The sequence below is a fragment of the Brevibacillus sp. NPDC058079 genome (assembly GCF_042885155.1).
In the GTDB taxonomy this organism is placed as follows: Bacteria; Bacillota; Bacilli; order Brevibacillales; family Brevibacillaceae; genus Brevibacillus.
Genome location: NZ_JBHVSO010000001.1, coordinates 136,848 through 158,139, shown reverse-complemented (window position 1 = coordinate 158,139; position 21,292 = coordinate 136,848). Strand labels below are relative to the sequence as shown.

18 protein-coding genes and 1 riboswitch are annotated in these 21,292 nt (G+C 48.5%); of the genes, 12 read left to right on the top strand and 6 right to left on the bottom strand.

The features are described from left to right. Window positions 1–18: 18 nt before the first annotated feature. From ACFVS2_RS00805 to ACFVS2_RS00795, 3 genes are read left to right on the top strand one after another with little or no spacing between them, the layout of a single operon-like run. Window positions 19–570, top strand: a complete 552-nt coding sequence (locus ACFVS2_RS00805; RefSeq protein ID WP_390229853.1) for a helix-turn-helix domain-containing protein — start codon at window positions 19–21, stop codon at window positions 568–570. 49 nt (window positions 571–619) lie between these two features. Beyond that, window positions 620–1,708: a M24 family metallopeptidase gene (locus tag ACFVS2_RS00800; RefSeq protein ID WP_390229850.1), complete on the top strand. Its 1,089-nt coding sequence runs from the start codon at window positions 620–622 to the stop codon at window positions 1,706–1,708. Continuing rightward, window positions 1,709–2,248 (top strand): GNAT family N-acetyltransferase, encoded by a 540-nt coding sequence (locus tag ACFVS2_RS00795; RefSeq protein ID WP_390229847.1) that lies wholly within the window; start codon window positions 1,709–1,711, stop codon window positions 2,246–2,248. It begins immediately after the preceding gene. Here ACFVS2_RS00795 and ACFVS2_RS00790 read toward each other — a convergent pair. After that, window positions 2,245–2,841 (bottom strand): histidine phosphatase family protein, encoded by a 597-nt coding sequence (locus ACFVS2_RS00790; protein ID WP_173620308.1) that lies wholly within the window; start codon window positions 2,839–2,841, stop codon window positions 2,245–2,247. The two genes, ACFVS2_RS00795 and ACFVS2_RS00790, sit on opposite strands and share 4 nt — an antisense overlap. Before the next feature lie 70 nt (window positions 2,842–2,911). Next, window positions 2,912–4,510, bottom strand: coding sequence for a peptide chain release factor 3 (locus ACFVS2_RS00785; protein ID WP_007724474.1), 1,599 nt, complete (start codon window positions 4,508–4,510; stop codon window positions 2,912–2,914). Window positions 4,511–4,696: 186 nt separating this feature from the next. Here ACFVS2_RS00785 and ACFVS2_RS00780 point away from each other — a divergent pair, with 186 nt between their 5' ends. The 5 genes from ACFVS2_RS00780 to ACFVS2_RS00760 all read left to right on the top strand — a co-directional run bounded on the left by ACFVS2_RS00780 (window position 4,697) and on the right by ACFVS2_RS00760 (window position 9,228). Further along, window positions 4,697–6,217 (top strand): carboxypeptidase M32, encoded by a 1,521-nt coding sequence (locus ACFVS2_RS00780; protein ID WP_173620309.1) that lies wholly within the window; start codon window positions 4,697–4,699, stop codon window positions 6,215–6,217. Window positions 6,218–6,394: 177 nt separating this feature from the next. Beyond that, the gene (locus tag ACFVS2_RS00775) at window positions 6,395–7,114 is read left to right on the top strand and encodes a 3-ketoacyl-ACP reductase (RefSeq protein ID WP_048032431.1); all 720 of its coding nucleotides are present in this window, start codon (window positions 6,395–6,397) and stop codon (window positions 7,112–7,114) included. A 208-nt stretch (window positions 7,115–7,322) separates the two neighbouring features. Beyond that, the gene (locus ACFVS2_RS00770) at window positions 7,323–7,472 is read left to right on the top strand and encodes a hypothetical protein (protein WP_016739809.1); all 150 of its coding nucleotides are present in this window, start codon (window positions 7,323–7,325) and stop codon (window positions 7,470–7,472) included. Between the two features lie 114 nt (window positions 7,473–7,586). Further along, window positions 7,587–8,165 carry a mismatch-specific DNA-glycosylase gene (locus ACFVS2_RS00765; RefSeq protein WP_390229839.1) on the top strand — a complete coding sequence of 193 codons (579 nt, stop codon included), beginning with the start codon at window positions 7,587–7,589 and terminating at the stop codon, window positions 8,163–8,165. A gap of 73 nt (window positions 8,166–8,238) precedes the next feature. Then, window positions 8,239–9,228: a phosphotransferase gene (locus ACFVS2_RS00760; RefSeq protein WP_173620311.1), complete on the top strand. Its 990-nt coding sequence runs from the start codon at window positions 8,239–8,241 to the stop codon at window positions 9,226–9,228. 59 nt (window positions 9,229–9,287) lie between these two features. On the opposite strand, the gene ACFVS2_RS00755 is transcribed toward ACFVS2_RS00760, so the two are convergent. Then, entirely contained in the window at window positions 9,288–11,153 is a 1,866-nt protein-coding gene (locus ACFVS2_RS00755) for a bifunctional homocysteine S-methyltransferase/methylenetetrahydrofolate reductase (RefSeq protein WP_390229836.1), read from the bottom strand. 32 nt (window positions 11,154–11,185) lie between these two features. Next, entirely contained in the window at window positions 11,186–14,632 is a 3,447-nt protein-coding gene (gene metH / locus ACFVS2_RS00750; protein WP_390229833.1) for a methionine synthase, read from the bottom strand. Between the two features lie 121 nt (window positions 14,633–14,753). Beyond that, window positions 14,754–14,855, bottom strand: a riboswitch (SAM riboswitch). Window positions 14,856–15,068: 213 nt separating this feature from the next. On the opposite strand from metH, the gene ACFVS2_RS00745 reads away from it, so the two are divergent. Continuing rightward, complete coding sequence (locus ACFVS2_RS00745) at window positions 15,069–15,176, top strand: YjcZ family sporulation protein (RefSeq protein ID WP_007724452.1); 108 nt, start codon at window positions 15,069–15,071, stop codon at window positions 15,174–15,176. 67 nt (window positions 15,177–15,243) lie between these two features. Here ACFVS2_RS00745 and ACFVS2_RS00740 read toward each other — a convergent pair whose 3' ends face one another. Then, on the bottom strand, window positions 15,244–17,454 hold the full coding sequence (locus ACFVS2_RS00740; RefSeq protein WP_390229830.1) for a YcdB/YcdC domain-containing protein: 2,211 nt from the start codon (window positions 17,452–17,454) through the stop codon (window positions 15,244–15,246). Further along, window positions 17,445–18,017 (bottom strand): sigma-70 family RNA polymerase sigma factor, encoded by a 573-nt coding sequence (locus tag ACFVS2_RS00735; RefSeq protein ID WP_390229827.1) that lies wholly within the window; start codon window positions 18,015–18,017, stop codon window positions 17,445–17,447. Before ACFVS2_RS00735 ends, ACFVS2_RS00740 begins: the two co-directional genes overlap by 10 nt. A gap of 198 nt (window positions 18,018–18,215) precedes the next feature. Here ACFVS2_RS00735 and ACFVS2_RS00730 point away from each other — a divergent pair, with 198 nt between their 5' ends. From ACFVS2_RS00730 to ACFVS2_RS00720, 3 genes are all read left to right on the top strand, one after another. Then, complete coding sequence (locus ACFVS2_RS00730; protein WP_173620316.1) at window positions 18,216–18,710, top strand: hypothetical protein; 495 nt, start codon at window positions 18,216–18,218, stop codon at window positions 18,708–18,710. 355 nt (window positions 18,711–19,065) lie between these two features. Beyond that, on the top strand, window positions 19,066–20,781 hold the full coding sequence (gene argS, locus ACFVS2_RS00725; protein WP_390229824.1) for an arginine--tRNA ligase: 1,716 nt from the start codon (window positions 19,066–19,068) through the stop codon (window positions 20,779–20,781). 123 nt (window positions 20,782–20,904) lie between these two features. Beyond that, window positions 20,905–21,267, top strand: coding sequence for a hypothetical protein (locus ACFVS2_RS00720; protein WP_173620318.1), 363 nt, complete (start codon window positions 20,905–20,907; stop codon window positions 21,265–21,267). The last annotated feature ends 25 nt before the right edge of the window (window positions 21,268–21,292 follow it).

The window sequence follows — 21,292 nt, the reverse complement described above, 5'->3', positions numbered from 1 at the left end:
TGATTAGGAGGTGACTTTTTGGAGCACGTTTACAAAAAAATACGAGCGCTTCGTATACAGCAGGAGCTTACTTTAAAGGACTTAAGTGAGAAATCAGGATTCTCTGTCAGTTTCTTATCACAAGTAGAGCGTGGTAACAGTTCACTCGCGATTACTTCTCTGCAAAAAATTGCGGAATGCCTGGGTGTCTCCATTACGTATTTCTTTGAAGTAGAAAATGATGTCATATACCACACACCCATTGAAAAGCGTAAAACATTGCAGATTGAAGGTTCACCTGTGAAGTACGTTCGAATCGGTGGGAATTTCCCCGACAGGGCGCTTGAGCCCCTCCTCAACGTGTTGCCACCCGGACAGACGAAGCATGTCGCCTTTCAGCATCCCGGTGAAGAGTTTTACTACGTTGTAAAAGGATGTGTCACCATCATCGTCGACGAAACGGAATACCATCTCGAGCAAGGAGACACGATCCACTTCCCTTCCTCTCTCCTTCATACGTGGTACAATCCTTCCACTGTTGAAGAAGCCGAGATTCTGTCCGTTTTGACGCCTGTCATTTTTAGAGCCTAACGCAACGTGTCCTTTCCGCATTATCTACCAATATAAAAGGGTGATTTAAATGCAAGAAAGACTGGAAAAGCTACACGCGTATATGGAAAGCAGGAAACTGGACGCATTGATCATTACGCACCCCAAAAACGTGTACTATTTTACCGGATTTTTGTCAGAGCCACATGAACGTTTTATGGGCCTCGTTTTGGTGAGAGGCGAGTCCCCCTTCCTCTTCGTTCCACTGCTGGACGGTGAAAAAGCACGGGAGGCTTGTCCTGCTATTATGATTTACACGCATGACGATTCACAGGATGCGCTGACTGTGCTTCAGCATTTGCTGCCGACTCCCCTCTCTCACATTGGTGTGGAGAAGAACCATTTGACAGCGAAAACATATGAGGCGCTCATATCGGTGGTGCACGCTACAGAAGCAGTGGATCTCGGAGAATTGCTGTGCAATATACGCGTGGCTAAGGATGAATCTGAAATCGCTACTATCAAGCGAGCTATTTGGGTGATGGAGGAATCCCTACGCCGTACGCTCCCTCTGATATCCGTAGGGATGACGGAACTGGACGTCGTAGCAGAGCTGGAATACCAGATGAAAAAGCTAAAAGCCCAAGGCCCTTCCTTTTCAACGATTGTACTCGCTGGAGAAAAAGCAGCACTGCCCCATGGTGACCCAGGTGATCGTGTAATTCAGGCGGGAGAAGTTTTGTTGATTGACGCAGGGGTATACGTCGATGGGTATGTATCGGACCTGACTCGTACTTTTGCTGTCGGTCAACTTGGTGCAGAATTGCTAGACATGTACGATACGGTCTTGCAAGCGAATTTGGCCGGGATACAAGCCGTTCGACCAGGGGCTCTGATCGCAGAGGTTGACCTAGCTGCTCGAGCTGTCATTTCGGACCGGGGCTATGGAGAATTTTTCATCAATCGGGTAGGGCACGGAATCGGATTGGAGCTTCATGAGGCCCCGTACGTTCACAGCCAGGCAGTAGGAGAACTCATTCCAGGCATGGTTTTCACGATTGAACCAGGCATTTATAACACGCAGATCGGTGGCATCCGCATTGAAGACAATGTGCTCGTCACGAAGGATGGCGTAGAAGTATTGACGTCTTTTCCCAAAGAGCTGCAAATCATCGGATAAATGATAAAAGAAAAGGCTGGTGTCGTTCCTTTGAAAGTACTGGAAACAGATCGTCTCATCCTCCGCTGGCAAACTGCCGAAGACGCTGATTTTGTCTTGAAACTGATGAATGAGCCTTCTTGGATTCGATTTATTGGCGATCGTGGTCTTCGTTCGACGGAAGACGCCCGCAACTATATTTTGAATGGCGCTGTCGCGATGTACGAGAGTCTTGGCTTTGGTCTGTATTTGACAGAACGAAAGGAAGGAAATGTTCCGATCGGTTTATGTGGACTGATCAAGAGAGAGTCGTTGGAGGATGTTGATATCGGCTTTGCCTTTCTGCCCGCATACTGGGGCAAAGGCTACGCATATGAGGCAGCCTCTGCCGTTCTTGCCCACGCAAAAGAAGTTGTCGGCTTAAAGCGCATCGTAGCAATCACCAACCCCGATAATGCATCTTCTGCCAATCTTCTAAAGAAAATCGGCCTACAAGAACAAGGGATGGTTACCCTTCCAAATGATACGAAGGAGGTCAAGTTTTTTGCCATCGAGTTCTAGTCCATGCTGTCCAAATGAGTGATGGAATTGGTGAAATGGATCAGACGTCCGTATTCGTTATACTCCAACAAGTGGATACCTGTGTCGCCTGTGCCAAAGTAAATGTCGTGCAAGACAGGCAGCTGCAAGAAGCTTTCGATGATTCTGGAGATCATGCCGCCGTGGGAAACAATCGCAATTCTTTTATAGGAAGTGCTGAGATGTCTGATTGCGGAATAGATTTGCTCGCCGCGTGCGCGGAATTCGATCTTGCTCTCGCCATCTCCGCCCAACTTTTCGTGCGGCAAGATTCCCCAAGGAAACGCGACTTCCTCTAAGGGCTTGCCTGCCAGATCTCCATTATTGTGCTCTTGCAGCTCGGGTATGTACTGAACGGGACAACCTACTGTGTCAGCCAAAATAGAAGCGGTCTCACTGGCTCGCTTGAGTGTGCTCGCCCAAATAAAATCTGGAGGAAACTGCTCCAAAACGCGCGCTGCCATGCGCCGTGCCTGTTCACGCCCTTCTTCTGTCAAAGGAAAATCTGCCTTGCCTTCATGTACATTCAAAATGTCTGCTTCGGATTGTCCATGGCGAATCAACAAAATTTGCATCGGATTGCCTCCTCATGAGGGATAAAGAGGGCCTCACCGTGATTGGGAGGCCCTGTAATTCCCTTTTCAATTAAGAATGAACGGATTTCAAACCAAGAGAACTGTCATGGAACTTGATATTCGAGTACTTATCCATCGCGACACGCAACTGGTACTCGCTCTCAAACAGCATAACCGGACGGCCATAACGGTCACTTACGGTTCTGTTCTTCACAGCATCGAGGTCTGCTTTCTCCCCTTCGAGCCAGCGAGCGATTTGATACGGCATACGAGTCAACATGATGTCTACCCCGTACTCGGCTTTCAAACGGTATTCCAGTACCTCGAACTGCAGCACACCTACCACGCCAAGAATCAGCTCTTCCATCGGATGGGTACGGAATAACTGCACTGTGCCTTCCTCGGTCAACTGCATGATCCCTTTTTGGAATTGCTTGTGCTTCATCGCGTCTTTCACCATCACCTTGGAGAAAAACTCTGGCGAGAAGTGCGGCATTTCTTCGTACTCAAACGATTTTCCGACGCAGAGTGTATCGCCGATCTGGAAAATGCCCGGGTCAAAAAGACCGATGACATCTCCCGCGAACGATTCATCGACTATTTCGCGGTCCTGTGCCATAAACTGTACCGGCTGCGCCAATTTGATGTCTTTGCCAAGACGGACGTGCTTGACTGACATTCCTCGCTCAAACTTGCCGGAGCAAATACGCAAGAAAGCGATGCGATCTCGGTGAGCTGGATTCATATTGGCTTGGATTTTGAAGATGAAGCCGGAGAAATCGTTCGTATACGGATCGATCAATCCTTCTGTACTCTTCTTCGCAGAAGGTGCTGGCGCCATTTGCAGGAAGTTGTCCAGGAATGTTTGTACACCGAAGTTGTTGATGGCACTACCGAAGAAAACAGGCGTCAGTTGCCCTTTGTTGATCAGTTCAGGATCGTATTCATCTCCCGCAACATCCAGCAGGGAGATTTCGTCCTGCAATTGCTGCCACAGTTCTTGACCGACACGATCACCGATCAGCGGGTCTTCTGCTCCCTCTACAGGGAAAAAGGAGATATCCTCGTGCTGTGTATTGTTTTGATACAGCTCGACACGAGACTTCATGCGGTCAAATACGCCGCTGAAATAGCTGCCCATCCCAATCGGCCAGTTCATCGGATAAGAGCGAATACCCAATACGCGCTCAATTTCTTCCAAGAGCTCGAATGGATCTTTACCGTGACGGTCCAGCTTGTTCACGAACGTAAAGATCGGAATACCACGCATGCGACAGACCTTGAACAGCTTGATCGTCTGTGCCTCTACCCCTTTTGCTACGTCGATAATCATCACAGCAGCGTCTGCAGCAGTCAGCGTGCGGTACGTATCCTCACTGAAGTCTTGGTGACCAGGTGTGTCCAAAATGTTGATGTGGTGACCATTGTATTCGAAATCCATCGCACTGGACGTAACGGAGATTCCACGCTTTTTCTCGATCTCCATCCAGTCAGAAGTGGCATGCTTGGAATTTTTGCGCCCCTTGACCACCCCTGCTTCACGGATGGCTCCGCCGTAGTAGAGCAACTTTTCCGTCATTGTCGTTTTACCCGCATCCGGGTGGGAGATGATGGCGAAGGTACGGCGTTTTGCTATCTCATTTTCCCATTGGGGATTGGATTGACTCATCTTCATTCTCCTGTCATCGCAAATAAGTAACACTTTCGTTTCCTCTACGATTATACCGACAAATGCTTGTCGCATCCACCTAGTAATTTTTCATTAAACCGTTATAATATTCAGTAGTAAAATTTTTTTGACTGCATGACTTACATATTAATTACCAGAATATGACAAATTTACAGGAGGAACCCTATGTCAACGACTGTGGAAACACGTGCGGCCGAATTCCGTGACTATGTGAAGAAAATAACCAGCTACACGCAAGCGCTGAACGTTCTTTATTGGGACAAGGCTACACAAGCTCCTCGCAATGGAATGGATGCCCGTTCTGAAATCATCGGGACTTTGGCTGGTGAGCAATTCAAGCTAGCGACGTCTAAAGAAATGGAAGCGCTTTTGACAGAGCTGAGTGAGCCATCTGTCCTCGAAACATTGGATGAAATTACCCGTCATAGTGTGCTGGAATGCAAAAAGGAATATGACCGCAACAAGAAAATTCCTGCTGACAGGCATCAGGAGTACGTCGTGCTGACCGCCAAGGCTGAAACGGTGTGGGAAGAAGCTCGTGCCAACAACGACTTTTCCATGTTCCAGCCGTACCTCGAGAAAATCGTGAACTTCCAGCTCGAGTTCATCGAGTATTGGGGTCATGACGGCAAAAACAAGTACAACACCCTCTTGGACATGTATGAGCCTGGTATGACTGTCGATCAGCTCGATCCGATCTTCGCCACCTTGCGCGAGAAAACGGTCAAGCTGGTAAAAGCGATCGCCGACTCCCCGAACAAGCCAGACACATCCTTCTTGACGAAAAACTTCCCAGTAGCAGACCAAGAAGCATTCAGCCGTTATATCCTCGAGAAAATCGGGTACGACTTCAAGTCTGGCCGCATGGATCGCAGTGCGCATCCATTCTGCACCACCTTCAATCCGGGTGATGTCCGCATTACGACGCGCTACGCTGAAAATGATTTCAATTCTGCGCTCTTCAGTTGTATTCACGAGGCTGGCCACGCGATGTACGAGCAGAACATCAATCCAGACCTGCTGTTCACTCCACTGTGCGATGGTACCTCCATGGGGATTCACGAATCCCAATCCCGCTACTGGGAAAACATGGTCGGACGCAGTCTGCCGTTCTGGAATCACTTTTTCGCTGACTTGCAAAAAGCGTTCCCTACCCAATTCGAAGGTGTGTCTGTAGAAGATTTGCATCGTGCGGTTAACGCTGTTACTCCTTCCTTTATCCGGACTGAAGCAGATGAGTTGACGTACAACCTGCATGTCATGATCCGCTACGAAATCGAGAAAGGCTTGATCAATCAAACCATTCAAGTGGCTGATCTGCCAAAAATCTGGAATGAAAAAATGAAAGAATACCTCGGTGTTGAGCCACCGACAGATGCACTGGGTGTGCTTCAGGATGTACACTGGTCAGGCGGAATGATCGGTTACTTCCCTACTTACTCGCTGGGTAATGTGTATGCGGCACAATTCGTCCACGTTATGGAAAATGAGATCAACGGCTACGAAGAGCTGATCGCAAAAGGCGATTTCGCTCCGATTCGTGAATGGCTCAAGGAAAAAATCCATCAGTACGGCAAAATGAAGAGCCCTCGCGAACTCGTACAAGCGATTACAGGCGAAGGCACCAATGCGACTTACTTGATGAATTACCTGGAGAAAAAATACACAGACGTATACAAGCTGTAAGCAGTTATACCTTTGCTATCCAATGTTCTCCCTGCTCAGGGAGGACATTTTCATTTTAAACAGTTACCTTTCGTAACCTACGTACATAAAAGTGCATCCTTCCCCCCGCGGATAAATGCTAGTACACTGCATAATATACATGAGATTCCTATTGTCTTGAAAAAGGAGTGTTATCGATTGGCTATCGATCTAAAAGGAAAAACCGCAATCATTACAGGAGCAGGTAAAGGCATTGGTCGCGCTACTGCAATTGCTTTGGCAAAGGAAGGTGTGAATCTCGGCCTCTTGGCTCGCTCTGAGGAAAATTTGAAGCAAGTAGCCAAGGAAGTAGAAGCATACGGCGTAAAGGTCGCGATTGCGACAGCAGACGTTTCCAACTATGACGACGTCACGACAGCTGTTACCTCTATCAAAAATGAACTGGGTCAAATTGATATCCTGCTCAACAATGCAGGCGTCGCTAAATTCGGTAAATTCCTAGAGCTGGAAACGAGCGAATGGGAACAAATCATCCAAGTCAATCTGATGGGCGTGTATTACGTGACTCGCGCTGTACTCCCTGGCATGATTGACCAAAACTCCGGTGACATTATCAACATCTCCTCCACTGCTGGACAAAAAGGAGCTCCTGTCACCAGCGCGTATAGTGCATCCAAGTTTGGTGTTCTTGGTCTGACTGAATCGTTGGCTCTCGAAGTGCGCAAACACAACATTCGCGTAACAGCGCTTACGCCTAGCACAGTAGCAACCGATATGGCAATTGACTTGGGTCTGACCGACGGAAATCCTGAAAAGACCATGCAACCTGAGGATATTGCTGAGTTCGTGGTTAGCCAGCTGAAGCTGAACAAACGCATCTTTGTGAAATCCGCTGGACTGTGGTCCACCAATCCATAAATATGACATGGCAAAAAAGCGAAAAGAGTCCGTTCGTACAGGCGGATTTCTTTTCGCTTTTTTTCGAAGCCCTGTGAAACCGCTTTATTTTTGTTCACTTTCTATCCACGATTTCTTCACGCCTTATTCACACCTGCCCAACCAAAAATGCCCTCAACTGGAGTATGATGAACATGTAAAACATTTCCACAAAGTGGAGGGTATCCTTATGATACAAATGCTGTCGAATTGGTTGTGGGGTAATGAAGAACAAGAAGTCGTTCCATTTGAGACGAAAAGATACGTCCGGAATGAAATGGAGCAATTCACGTTCAATGAGCCACAGCAAGTGCTGCCGTATCCGCTTCCCCAGTTATAAGATCCAATACTTGATCCAATATAACCTGAAGCTGCCGAATCTGGCAGCTTTTTTTGCTCCTTTCTGAAAGCGCTCACTGATGTGCTACAATGTGGTAAACAGGAGGGGTTCGCTTTGGTAGAGTTCACAGAAAAATGGTTACCCACATACATTCGCCGCGATTTGGCGGTTTTATTTTGCGGTATCAATCCAGGACGTATATCGGCTACGACGGGTTTCCACTACGCCAATCCAGCCAACCTGTTTTGGCGCGGATTGTACGAAGGCGGCCTGACACCTCACAAGCTCTTGCCCGAGGAAACCGCTACCCTCTTAGACTACAACTATGGTATTACCGATCTGGTCTCACGCCCTACCCGCTCCGCAACAGACCTTCGTAACGAGGATTATGCCACAGGTGCAGAACAGTTCGTCCAAATGATTCAGACTTACCGGCCTCGTGTCATTTGTTTTAACGGCATTACTGCTTTTCGTCACGCGACCGGACAAAAAAAAGAAGCAATTTCACTGGGGCTGCAGCCAATCAGGTACTTTGGGACAGAAGATTGGTCTGGCAGCTATGTGTTTGTCGTCCCGTCTACCAGTGGGGCTAACGCATCTTTTACACGTGAGGAACGAATCGCCAAGTTTACTGAGCTAAGTCATTTTTTACGCGAGATGAATTGGCACCCGCTTCCCTTGCCTGCTGAGTAGATCCTTCAGTGTCAACCACTCCTCTTCTTCCGTACAATACTTGTAGCTCTGTACGCAAGGAGGGGCATCAGCAGTGGACGATCTCATCAAAAAAATCCAGAACAGATACGACATGACTGTTCTGCATCACAAAACCATTCGGGATACTTCCAAATCACTCGTCATTTACTTGGAAACAACCAATGGCAAATTCATCGGAAAGGCTTTCCCTCTGCAAAAGGAACGTTTACATTTCATTCTGAATGCAGAAGCGCATTTGCGCCAAAATGGCGTACTCATCCCCGACATTCAACGAACCAAAAATAATAAGCGTTACATAACTCATAATGAAAATCTTTTCGTTCTCCACCGAAGGCTATCCTGGCCAAATATTGCGTATAATTCCCCTTTTCGAATGGAACGGATCGGCACGGTATTAGGCAAATTTCATGTGAGGTCACTCGGTTTTTCCTCCAAGCATGGCAACCTTTACAATGGCGCAGAAAAATGGTCCGTGGAATACAAGACAGATTTAGCTGCCCTTGAGAAGTGGGAGCTTCGACATGCCGGGAAGACTGATCAAAAATACACTGCGATCGCGGAATACCTTCCTTTTTTTAAACAAGCCGGGATCACAGCCAAGGAACACTTGATATCCGCTCCATACTTCTCGAAATGGAAAAAAGAACTCCTGAGCAACCACTTTCTCTGTCACGGCGATTTTAACAATGGGAATTTGCTCGTCAGTAATCAAAGAATTGCGATCATTGACTGGGATGACGTTCGTTACGATTTTCCGTCCAAAGACATTGCCCGTGTTCTATCCCTTGCTATGCGAAAAAATGAACAGTGGAACGAGGAATTGTTCTCTCATATAATGCGTGGCTATCTCCAAGAAAATCCCCTATCGATTGAGCAACTGCATTTGCTCTTTGTCGATCTCGCTTTCCCGCATATCATTGAACGTTTTTTACGCAAAAAGCTGTACGCCCAGATGAGCCTTGCTGAGATTCAACAGTTTTGCAATCGGGAAGCTCTCAAGACCGCCTTTATGTTAGACGAAATGAAGGCCCATGTATATTAGACACAAGGCTATAGCCTGTCTATACACATAGGCCTTCCCTATTTAACTGGCGTATACCGTTAAGTCCGGGCCAGCTTCACCAATGAGCTTTGCTGACGCGTATAGTGAATGAGCTCTGCCGCCATCTCGTAATAATTGAAAGGTGTAATCAGATAGATACCATTGAAGTAACGAACGGCCGTGTCGACCAATTCCTTCGCGATTGCGATTCCTTCCTGTCGGGCGGCTTCTCCCTGTACCTTTTTCATCCGTTCGAGAGCCTCTGTCGACAGCTTGATTCCCGGCACTTCATTATGCAGGAACTCCGCATTGCGCGAGCTAGTCAGCGGCATGATCCCGATAAAGACAGGAATGCCGATGTGCTTCGTCGCCTCGTACACATTCCGAATGGACTCTGCATCGTACACAGGCTGTGTCATAATATAGTCCGCACCTGCCTCGACCTTCTTTTCCAAGCGGGCAACGGCAGCATCCATATTTCGGACATTCGGATTAAAGGCTGCGCCCACAATAAACTGGGCTTTTTGCTTTAACGGACGTCCTGAGAACGAAACACCTTCGTTCAACTGCTTCACCATGCGAATCAGATCAAACGAGGTCACATCAAATACCGAGCTGGCACCTGGCAAGTCACCAAAGCGCGATGGATCGCCAGTAATTACCAATATTTGGTCAATCCCCAATGCGTGCAGCCCCATTAAATGCGATTGCTGTCCAATGAGATTGCGGTCCCGGCAAGCAATGTGCAAGAGCGGATCGATTCCATGTCTGCTCTTCATGAGGGCCCCGAGAGCCATGTTGCTCATACGCACTGTCGCCAACGAGTTATCCGCCAACGTAATGGCGTCTGCTCCTGCTTTGTGCAGCTCGCAGCATCCGTGGAGAAACTGGTCTGCATCCAGATCACGCGGAGGATCAAATTCAACAATGAGCGTCGTTGCCGTTTTTACACGCTCGACAATGCTTGGTTTCTCCCTCTCCCTCGTGTTCTGCACAGAAACCGAAGGACGATCTCCAGCTACGATGGTTGGATTCACACGCGCTTGCGGCTCAAGTGACTCAAGTGCATCTGCAATCGCCTTCACATGTGCAGGCGTAGTTCCGCAGCATCCGCCAATCAACCGTACCCCCTGCTCACGTAAGCGAAGCGCACTCTGTCCAAAATATTCAGGTGATGATTTAAAAGCGTATTCTCCGTCAGTCATCCCCAGACGACCCGCATTTGGGAATACGGATAAGAGTGCATCTTCTGGAATTACTGTATTTTCAAACGAACGAAGTAATTCAGCGGGACCAAGGCGACAGTTTAGTCCGATCACGTCAGCACCTGCGGCTTTCAGCTTGGAAAAAGCATCTGTCAGATCGTAGCCATCACGTGTGCGCCCTACTTCCAAAGTAGCTAACTGCGCGATTACAGGTACATCTGTGAGCGGGCGGATTACCTCGATCGCCAGAAGCAGCTCCTCCAAGTCCACGAACGTCTCCAGAATCAGTCCATCTACGCCAGCATGCAATAGAGCAATCGCCTGTTCCTCATATTGGTCACGGTATTCATCCAAAACCTTTTTCTTCACCCGTCCAGCCAAAATCGATCCAATGCTCCCAGCTACATAAGCATCATCCTGAGCAGCTTCCCGTGCAATGGCGACTGCGAGCCGATTAATCCGCGCAACCTTATGCTCTAGACCGTAACGGCTCAATGCATCGCGGTTGGCAGAATACGTATTTGTCTCTAGGAAACGTGCACCGGCCTGATAGTAGGACGTATGAACTTCATGTACCAAACGAGGGTTGGATAAACACAGCTCCTCAAAGCTGACACCAACTGGGACGCCCAGCCCGTGCAGCTGGGTCGCCATCGCTCCATCTCCGACTAGAAGGTTGTCTTTCAAATAGGCTCGTAAATCTTTCTTTCTCGTCGTCAACTCAATCCCTTCTCTCCCATATTCATTTATCTTTAAACTTCAAAAATAGATGGACCTGCGTTGAAATAACGTGCTTCAGGGTGAGCAAAAACCATCGCCGATACGGAAGCTTCTGGCTCCATCATGAAGCCCTCTGTCAGCTGAACGCCGATATCCTCTGGACGCAACAGACGGAATAACTGCGCCTGATCTTCCAGATTCGGGCAAGCAGGGTAACCGAAGGATACACGAATGCCCTGATATCTAGCACCGAAGCGCTCGAGCATCGTCATCTCAACCGGATCGGGTATACCCCACACGTCGCGCATGACGTGGTGAATTCGCTCAGCAAATGCCTCTGCCAGCTCCAATGCCAAGGCTTGGAGGACATGGGAGCGCAAGTAGTCACCACGCTCTTTTAACTCTGTAGATTTTTCGCGAATCCCTCCCCCAGCCGTTACGGTCAGGAATCCGACATAATCCATTTCCTTGCTCTCCACTGGTCGCAGGAAGTCGGACAGGCAAAGATGAGGTTCTTCCAGCTGACGCGGGAACGAAAAGCGCTCCAGCAGCTTGCTGTGGTCTTTTGGATCATAGACCAAAATTTCGTTGCCATCTGACTGAGCCGGGAAGAACTGATACACACCGTGTGTCGTAATGGTTCCTTTTTGCTTCGCTTCATTTAATAGCTCTTCCACAATGCCGTACAGTTCCAGTACCTTGTCGTCGCCTGCCTCTATCAATCTATCTACATTTCCGCGAACACCGAGGTGTTTTCCGAGGAGCATCCGCAGGTTCAAATACGGCTGCAAATGGCTGAGCGGATATTGTCGCAAAACATGTCGTTCACAATCGGGCGGCAGATGGATCGGAACGGTTCTGCTGATGGCTGAGCGAGCAGGCACTGGTGCTTTTTTCTCCTCAACAACAGGCTGAGCGGTTGCAACTGCTTCCAGCAGATGCTGCTGTTCTTCTACCAAGCGATCACGTTCATCCGGATTTTGTAGACGATTCACGAGGTCCAGACCATCCATGGCATCTTTTGCGTATAAAACAATTCCACGGTATTCCGGTGCGATCCGGTTCGATGTGAACTTGCGCGTTAACGCCGCACCGCCAACCATCATCGGGATATCAATGCCTGCCTCACGCAGGTCTTGTGCAGTAATGACCATTTGTTGCGCGGATTTCACCAAGAGTCCAGAGAGACCGATGGCATCCGGCTTTTCTTCTCTGCATGCGGCAATCAGTTGCTCTGGCGGTACCTTGATCCCCAGGTTCACGACATTGTAGCCGTTGTTTGACAAAATAATTTCCACGAGGTTTTTTCCGATGTCGTGTACATCGCCCTTGACTGTCGCCAGCAAGATTTTCCCCTTGGCAGCGGCATCGCTTTTTTCCATGAATGGCTCTAAAAACGATACGGATGCCTTCATAACTTCTGCGCTCTGCAATACTTCTGCCACGATCAGCTGGTTGCCGTTGAACAGGCGACCGACCTCTTCCATCCCAGTCATCAACGGACCGTTGATGATCTCGAGCGGTACGTATTTATCCAGAGCCAGCTTCAAGTCTTCCACTAGACCATCCTTGGAGCCTTCGACTACATAACGGGCCAAGCGTTCTTCGAGCGTTAGCGAGGAGACTTCCACACTGACTTCCTTTTTCTTTTGGCGATAAAATTCGGTGAAGGCCGCCAATGTCTCATCATTTGTCTCGAATAGAAGAGCTTCTGCCAGCTTTCTCTCGTCTTCTGGAATCGAAGCGTAGCGCTCCAGCTTTTCCGTGTTGACGATGGCGTAATCAAGCCCTGCGAGAGTGGTGTGGTACAAGAAGACCGCATTCAGCACTTCCCGACCTGCAGCAGGCAAGCCGAAGGAAACGTTACTGACACCCAGGATTGTCTTGCAAGCAGGCATTGCTTGTTTGATCAAACGAATTCCTTCTACGGTTTCCAATGCAGAGCCGATGTATTGTTCATCCCCCGTCCCTACTGGAAAGACGAGTGGATCGAAAATAATATCCTGTGGCTTTATTCCATACTGGTTGACAAGAATGTCGTACGAGCGTTGCGCGACCTCCAGCTTCTTTTCGCGAGTGATAGCCATACCCGCTTCCTCAATCGTTCCAACGACAACGGAGGCACCGAACTTGTGAATAAGCGGAACGACTTCCTCAAATCGCTCCAACCCGTCTTCCAGGTTGATCGAGTTGAGAATGGCCTTCCCTTGCGAGTAGCGAAGTCCCAGCTCCATAACCTTGGCATCTGTCGAGTCGATCATGAGGGGCGCTTTTACTTTTTTCACGATGAACTGTAGGAATTTTTCCATATCTTCGTATTCATCACGGTCGGGATCAGCCAAGCATATATCGATGACATGTGCGCCGCGCTTTACTTGTGCCCGGGCAATATCAGATGCTTCTTCATAGTGACCAGCTGCAATCATTTCACGGAATTTTTTGGAACCGATGACATTGGTCCTCTCCCCTACTAGCAGGGGACGATTGTCATCTTCGACGTAAACGACCTCGATCCCGGAGACCGCGCTCAGCGGTTCTACAGCTGCACTGCGAGGCTTGCAGTCTTTCAATGCTTCTGCCATCGCTTGAATATGGTCAGGCGTTGTTCCGCAGCAACCGCCAGCGACGTTTATCCAGCCTTGTTCAGCGAACGCCAGCATTTTCGAGGCAAGTCCTTGTGGCGTTTCATGGTAATGACCGTTCTCATCTGGCAAGCCTGCGTTCGGATAACAGCTGACCGCACATTGGGCAATTCCCGACAATGTCCGCAGATGATCACGCATGAACTCTGGTCCTGTCGCACAGTTCAGACCAATAGAGACTGGCTTTATATGTTCCAAGGAGATGTAAAACGCCTCGATGTTTTGGCCAGCAAGCGTCGTGCCCATCGGCTCAATCGTACCTGACAGCATCACCGGGATCTCCTGTCCAAGCTCTTCAAAAGCTTTGCGAATCCCAATTCCACCGGCCTTAACGTTCAACGTATCTTGCGAGGTTTCCAAAAGAAGAACATCGGAGCCACCGAGAATCAGACCTTTTGCCTGACGATAATACGCCTCGACCAGTTCTTCAAAAGTGACACCGCCTGTCAACGAAAGGGTTTTGGTCGTAGGTCCCATTGCACCTGCTACAAAACGCGGCCACTCCTCCGTGGAATAGGCATCCACCGCTTCTCTGGCCAAGCGTGCTGCCGCTATATTGATCTCAAGGTCTTTCTCTGGCACATCGTACTCGGCTAAAACGATGGAAGCAGCACCAAACGTATTTGTTTCGACGATGTCTGCTCCCGCCTCTAAATATTTCTCATGAATGGAACGGATCACATCTGGTCTGGTCAGGTTCAAGAGTTCATTACAGCCATCATAGGCTTCACCGCCGAAATCATCAGCAGTCAGGTTCGCCTGTTGAAGCATGGTGCCCATTGCACCGTCCAGAATCAGAATTTTCCGGGAAAGCTGTTCGCGAAAAGTTGGTTTCATTGACGTGCCCCTTTTCTCCCTTGCATCGGCTTATTCTCTGTCATTAGGTAAATAAAATCAAAAAATCCTCTTCTTTGAAAGAAGAGGATTTGTCAGCAGATACGAAAACGCCTGAGACATCCTCTTATCTTTCAAAGCACGTAGCTTTGCTGGAATTGGCACCGGATTTTTACCGGTTGCCGAGGCTTCATCAGGCCAGTCCCTCTGCCTCTCTGGATAAGAGTCGTACACTTGTCATTTAGTTGTATTGTGAAATGTCTTGAATGTTTGCAAGTATCTTAACACCCCCTTTGTCTCCCCGTCAATTGTGAATTGTCTATTTTTTACTAAGCCTCTTCTCTTACGCGCCCATTTTTGCCTAAGCTGGGCATCCGCCCAGTCCAATATCGGCATTCGTGTATAGACTGGAGTATAACGGAAAGGAGGGGAAACAAAGATGAGTACATCTTTCTGCGGGAACGGATTCTTCGGTGACTGCTTCGCAATCGTGCTCGTGCTGTTTATCCTGTTGGTTATTATCGGGTGCTCGTGTGACGACTGTTAGATAAGTGTTTAAGAAAGGCTATCCCAAAAGCCATCAGGAATGGCTGCGGGATAGCCTTTTTTTCGTTTTAGTCGGCGATGATCTTGCCTGTCACGGCATCAAGGGCCATAAATTTGTTCGCAAGCTTTTCCTCACTCCACGGCACATACGCCAGCTTCGGTTGAGGTAATTTTTGCCCATCCACATCTTTCATCAAATAGACCAGCTTCAAAGGCATGACGCGTAAATACTCCTCAACAGCCTTGTCTTTCGAGATGATCTTGTCGGATGCTGGAAGCTCCACCAACTCGTGCGTCTCTCTGTAGTTATCAAACTTTGTCACTTTGCCCGTAGACGGATCGACCGTTACCGAATAAGCCGCTTTTTGCTCGCGATCCTGTACAGGAATGCCATCCTTGCTCAGGAAAAATCTGAATTCCCATTCGCCCGATGACACAGGACTCGCTTCGCCTGGCTGTATAACTTGTGCCAATTGTACTTCTTTTACACCTGGATCGACGTATTTATGCAGAAAGGCGAATGCAGCCTCTTCCGCTTGCTGGCGTTTGACTGTCACTGCAGCATTGGAACGCGGTGTTCCCAGCCCGACGACACTGCCTGTTTCTGCGATAACTTCTACGCCGATATACTTGTCATTTTTATCATACCAGACGTATTCCTTGCGTCCATCGCGCTCACGTTCACTCTCTCTGTAGGTCAAGCCTTCTACCTGTACGCCGAACTCTGCTTGCAGCAGTGCTTTTGCCTCATCCTTGGAGCGAACCTTGACGTATTCTTTCGGAGATTCGATTGGATGTGCTTTCTTCGTATTCAACTGATCATAGGCAAGCCCGTTATCTCCCGTTCCATACACAATCTTGCCACTGGTCGCGTCGATATGCCACTCCGTACCATCTTCACGTCCTCGTTGCATGAAGGAAACAGCTGGCGTGTACTCCAGAATAGGCTGCCACTTCTCTCCTTGTTTTGATTCTGGCCGTATTCTCGGATTCTGCACGTATCGAAGCTTCATATGCTCACTCAGCTCTTTGATGGCTACCTCTTCTGACACAGCAGTCGATACATCTGGATATCGTGACGGCTCGAATGATACGGGCTCCTTCCTGAAATATTGGACATGGCCAGAGTCAGTTGTTACTATGCTTATTTCATCAGACAACACTGGCAGCCCGTTATAGTATCGCAAGTACAATCCTGGATTGTTGGCGTCCAACAACCGATAGTTCTCGCTATCAGCCCCGAGCAGTTTGTTCAGAAACTGTCGCTCTTGCTCCAAGGCTTTTGCTCCTTCTGCTTCTTTCCGGCTCGCTGCTTCCTTTTCATCCCTATACAGAAGCATATACGATTCCAGTGCTTGACCATTTCCATAGATCGCAAGAGAAACCTGATGCCCCTCCTTGTTCATTTTCCCCAAGATTACTAACATGCCATCGTGGTTCTTCTCTTTATCCAACAGAAGAAGGGAGGGGTTCAAATCGGGCACGGCATCTGTCAGCTTGGTGAAAAAGGCTTGTTCACTCTTGTTCAATCGCCCGAAAAATGTGACTTGCTCATGCTGGTCAATTCCAACTGACAATACGTCGAACGGAACTCGCTGGCCGTTTTCCATACGTTGATAATTCACGCTCATCCATGGGCCTTTTACCTTATACTCGTCCGTATAGATCTGAGTCTCGACGAGCTGATAGGTCTTACTTTCCTCCCCCAAAAAAGCTTGAAGAAATGCGCTTGCTGCTTTCTCCGCAGTCTTGGCTGATGGCAATTTCTCTTCCTTCTGTTCTCCTCGATCACCATCAATTGTAAAGCTCTCAATTTGTCCTGTCTGTATATCATATGCAACCTTGGCACGAGCATTATCGCCTTCCAATAACGTTAGATTACTGAATCCATAGCTTGTACGATCCACTCTTATTGTCATCTTACTCAAGGCTGGGATCGCCTTTTTCAATGGTAAAATTGCCTCCTCCGGCGACACCTTTACACTGTTCGGATTTGCCTCTTTATTGTTTGTTTTCGTAGCAGTTGTAACAATCGCATTCGTTACATTTTTGCCATTTGGCAACTGTGGAAACCAGCCTTGTTGGTGCATGCCCACAGCAGTTACCGCCAAGCACGCTGCCAGCGAGCCAGCTACAAAAATTCGGTTTCGATTCTTGTGTTTATTCTGTGCAATCGCACCTCTGATCCGTAATTCCATCTCTTTTGTAAACCTCACTTCCTCCACTGATTCCTCACTTGCGCTCCGTACTGCTTCACGCATTTGCTTATCTACATCCATTCCAATCCCTCCTTTTCACACAATGCCTTAAAATGTTTTCGGGCCCGTGACAATTGGGTTCGTACGGCATCTTCTGAAATATCCAGCACTTGCGCAATCTCTCTTATCGACAAATCTTCATAGTAATGAAGTATCATGACTTTTCGGTACAGCGGCGAGAGCTTCATCACCTGCTCCGCTATCTGTACCTTGCTCATTCGTCCGATGACTGCCGCTTCAACGTTTGCGGTGTCGGCCTTCTCCGGGGGTGCTTCCTCTTTGGAGAGGTATGTAGAAAAAATCTGGCGAAAGGACCACGAACGCAAATATTTGCGGGACTCGTTGATCGCGATTCGGTAAAGCCACGTTTTCACGCTACTCTGATGGCGGAACTGATCCAGACCCCGATACGCCTTTAGGAACACTTCCTGGGTAATGTCTTCCGCGATTCCCCGATCCTTGACGATCAAGTAGGCGAGCTGCACGATGTTGTCTCCGTACTCGCTCATGAGTCTCGTCAGCTTCTCCTCGTTGGTCAGTTGCAGCGTCCAATCCGCTTCGCTACTTTTGGCACTTGCATTCACGCGCTGTTCACCTCCTTGTTACGTGTTGATATGTATTTGATCCAGCTGACTTATTTTTGTGACAAGATTATCCAATTATTTTTTCCATAATCCTTTTCCCTTCTTCCACTGCTACACTCCGTTGCGTTGCTTTCATTGTCAGCGCACATTGCTTTTGCTATCATGAGGCTTATTGTAGAGCGAAAGGAACGAGATGACATGGATGACTTGCAAGCACGAGAAAAAGACAAATTTCTGTCCTGTTTGGAGACCATAAAAGAACTATCCAAATCCGAATTTGAAACCTATTCCATCGTTAAGAATACCGAAACCGGCGAACATTATCTCCACTATTTTTTGTCCCACATTAACTTATCCGAGGGAGGCAGAAGAGACGATTACGATCACTTCCTGCCGATTGAATCCGACGATATTTTAGGGATTATGTTTGGCGAGCAAGCGTACCAGTTCCCTGAAAACTGGCGCTCCGCTTATTTGCGCAGTGGTAACGACAATCGATTGATCCCGTTCGATCCATCTGAAAATTACGATCTGGACGAGGCCGCTGCTGCCGAGCTGGCTATGCTCGAAAAGCTGGAACAGTACAAAGAGCAAATGATGAACGCGGATAACCTCAGCGCGGAAGAAAGGGAAGAGCTGACCAAGCAGTATTTCGCGGAATTAGATAAGATTTTGAAAAAACCGGAACAGTGAGTTGCATCCTGACGGTTAATACAGCTATAATTCTAGAGAAACAAACGAATCGTTGATGAGGAAAGTACTCCTTGTGCGAGGCTGTAGCGAGTCGGGGACGGTGTGAGCCCGATGCCAAACCATGTGAGGAAGCGCCCCTCGGAGATGCGACCTGAACATCCTACGCCAGCCATTATGGGCAACGGATCGTGTAGGGCTATGCCGGGACTGCCCGTTACAGCAGATCAAGCGGTTTTTGCCTTCCTGTTCGATGGAAGGGAAAAACAACAAGAGTGGCACCGCGGGAGTATAACCTCTCGTCTCTTTTTCACAGGAGACGTAGAGGTTTTTTTATTTGAAAGGAGTAGAAATTTAAATGAGCTACAAACACCAAGTCGCTGAAAAGATTGCCGCTACGCTCTCCTCGATGGGCGTAGACACACTGACAAAAGAAGCCGTATACGGCATGCTGGAAACACCACCAAACCCTGCGATGGGCGATGTTGCCTTCCCATGCTTCCAATTGGCAAAAGCATTGCGCAAAGCTCCACCGATGATCGCAGCAGAGCTGGCTGAACAGCTCTCCGGTGCACCCTTGCGCGAATCGCAAGCAGTTGGTCCATACGTGAACCTGTTCCTGGATCAAGAAAATGTGGCAGAGCAAGTAATCGGAACAATCCTTACTCAAGGCAGCACATATGGAAGCAGCAATGTCGGTCAAGGACGCAAAGTACCAATCGACCTCTCCTCCCCGAATATCGCGAAGCCGTTTTCCATGGGTCACCTGCGCTCTACTGTAATCGGGAACGCGATTGCCAACACCATGGAAAAGCAAGGCTACGAGCCAGTGCGCATCAATCACTTGGGTGACTGGGGAACGCAGTTCGGTAAACTGATCGTTGCATATCGCCTCTGGGGTGACGAAGCAAAGGTAAAAGCAGAACCGATCAAGGAGCTGCTCAGCCTATACGTTCGCTTCCACGAAGAAGTCGAGAACGATTCTACCTTGGAAGACCAAGGCCGGGAATGGTTCAAAAAGCTCGAGGATGGCGACGAAGAAGCACAACATCTGTGGAAATGGTTCCGTGATGAGTCCCTCAAAGAATTCATGAAGATCTACGACCTGATGAACGTAGCCTTCGACTCCACGCACGGTGAAGCATTCTACAACGACAAAATGGATCGCGTTGTTACGTTGCTCGAGGAAAAAGGTCTCTTGACTGAATCCGACGGTGCAATGGTCGTGAACCTCGATGAATACAATATGCCGCCATGCCTGATCAAAAAATCAGACGGCGCTACCCTGTACGCAACGCGTGATTTGGCTGCTGCCCTCTTCCGCCACGAATCGTACGATTTTGCAAAAGCACTCTATGTCGTAGGAAACGAGCAACGCCTCCACTTCCAGCAGCTCTATAAAGTGTTGGAAAAAATGGGCTATGCATGGTCTGCAAATATGCACCACATTCCATTCGGCATGATGCTCAAGGACGGCAAGAAAATGTCCACGCGTAAAGGGAAGGTTGTTCTCTTGGAAGAAGTGTTGGCACAAGCCATTTCTGATGTCCAAAAAGTCATCGAAGAGAAAAACCCTACGCTGTCCAATAAAGAAGAAGTGGCTCGTCAAGTCGGGGTAGGCGCAGTAATTTTCCATGACTTGAAAAACTTCCGCCTGAATGATGTCAACTTCTCCTGGGAAGAGATGCTGACCTTCGAAGGTGAAACAGGACCATACGTACAATACGCACACGCTCGTGCATGCTCCCTGCTGCGCAGAGGTGGCTACCAGCCAGCAACGACAGTGAACCTGGCTTCCGGCGCACTCGACAGCAAAGAGGCTTGGGCAGTGATTACCCTCTTGAACGCGTTCCCAGAGGTAATCGAACGTGCTGCCGATAACTTCGATCCGTCGCAAATCGGCAAGTATGTGATCGACCTGGCGCAAACGTTCAACAAGTTCTATGCGAATGTACGCATCCTGGCTGAGGAAGAAGATGTGAAAGCATCCCGTCTCCAGCTCGTAGCAGCAGTCGTTGCTGTGCTGAAGGAAGGTCTGCGTCTGCTCGGTCTAGCTGCTCCAGAAGAAATGTAAGTAAGAATACGAAAAGCCGGTTGCCTTCCTTGTGGGGAAGTGCCGGCTTTTTTGATTGTCCCGTGTCATCATCATTCCTCTGTGAGATAATGGAACGAAGGCAGATAAAAGAGGTGAGCAACGATGGGAAGAAGTGTACATTTCGGCAAGACGGATTTTACTTTGCGTCTCACTGGCTTGCATACGCTCTTAGCCTTGAAGAGCACGATCACGTTACCTTATCAATCGATCAAGCATGTCGAGGTCGGTTCTTTTATTCCGCCAAAATGGATGTTGCGCTTGCCAGGGACGTCCTTTGGACCTTTGAACATTTACGAAGGAAGCTTTCAGCATAGAAATGAATGGTACTTCCTTTCTTTTACCCAGACTGATTCGTTGTTGATCCTAGAAGTAGAGGGACATGTCAAATATCAGCATGTCATTGTACAGCTAGAAAACCCAACAGAAGTAGCAGCCACATTGCGAAAATACTTACACGAACAATAGGTCCCCTAATAAGCGCTCACTCTTT

Coding starts and splice junctions, on each gene's coding strand:
- ACFVS2_RS00800 (WP_390229850.1), top strand. CDS start 620: ATGCAAGAAAGACTGGAAAAGCTACACGCGTATATGGAAAGCAGGAAA.
- ACFVS2_RS00795 (WP_390229847.1), top strand. CDS start 1,709: ATGATAAAAGAAAAGGCTGGTGTCGTTCCTTTGAAAGTACTGGAAACA.
- ACFVS2_RS00790 (WP_173620308.1), bottom strand. CDS start 2,841: ATGCAAATTTTGTTGATTCGCCATGGACAATCCGAAGCAGACATTTTG.
- ACFVS2_RS00785 (WP_007724474.1), bottom strand. CDS start 4,510: ATGAGTCAATCCAATCCCCAATGGGAAAATGAGATAGCAAAACGCCGT.
- ACFVS2_RS00780 (WP_173620309.1), top strand. CDS start 4,697: ATGTCAACGACTGTGGAAACACGTGCGGCCGAATTCCGTGACTATGTG.
- ACFVS2_RS00770 (WP_016739809.1), top strand. CDS start 7,323: ATGATACAAATGCTGTCGAATTGGTTGTGGGGTAATGAAGAACAAGAA.
- metH (WP_390229833.1), bottom strand. CDS start 14,632: ATGAAACCAACTTTTCGCGAACAGCTTTCCCGGAAAATTCTGATTCTG.
- ACFVS2_RS00745 (WP_007724452.1), top strand. CDS start 15,069: ATGAGTACATCTTTCTGCGGGAACGGATTCTTCGGTGACTGCTTCGCA.
- ACFVS2_RS00740 (WP_390229830.1), bottom strand. CDS start 17,454: ATGGATGTAGATAAGCAAATGCGTGAAGCAGTACGGAGCGCAAGTGAG.
- ACFVS2_RS00730 (WP_173620316.1), top strand. CDS start 18,216: ATGGATGACTTGCAAGCACGAGAAAAAGACAAATTTCTGTCCTGTTTG.
- argS (WP_390229824.1), top strand. CDS start 19,066: ATGAGCTACAAACACCAAGTCGCTGAAAAGATTGCCGCTACGCTCTCC.
- ACFVS2_RS00720 (WP_173620318.1), top strand. CDS start 20,905: ATGGGAAGAAGTGTACATTTCGGCAAGACGGATTTTACTTTGCGTCTC.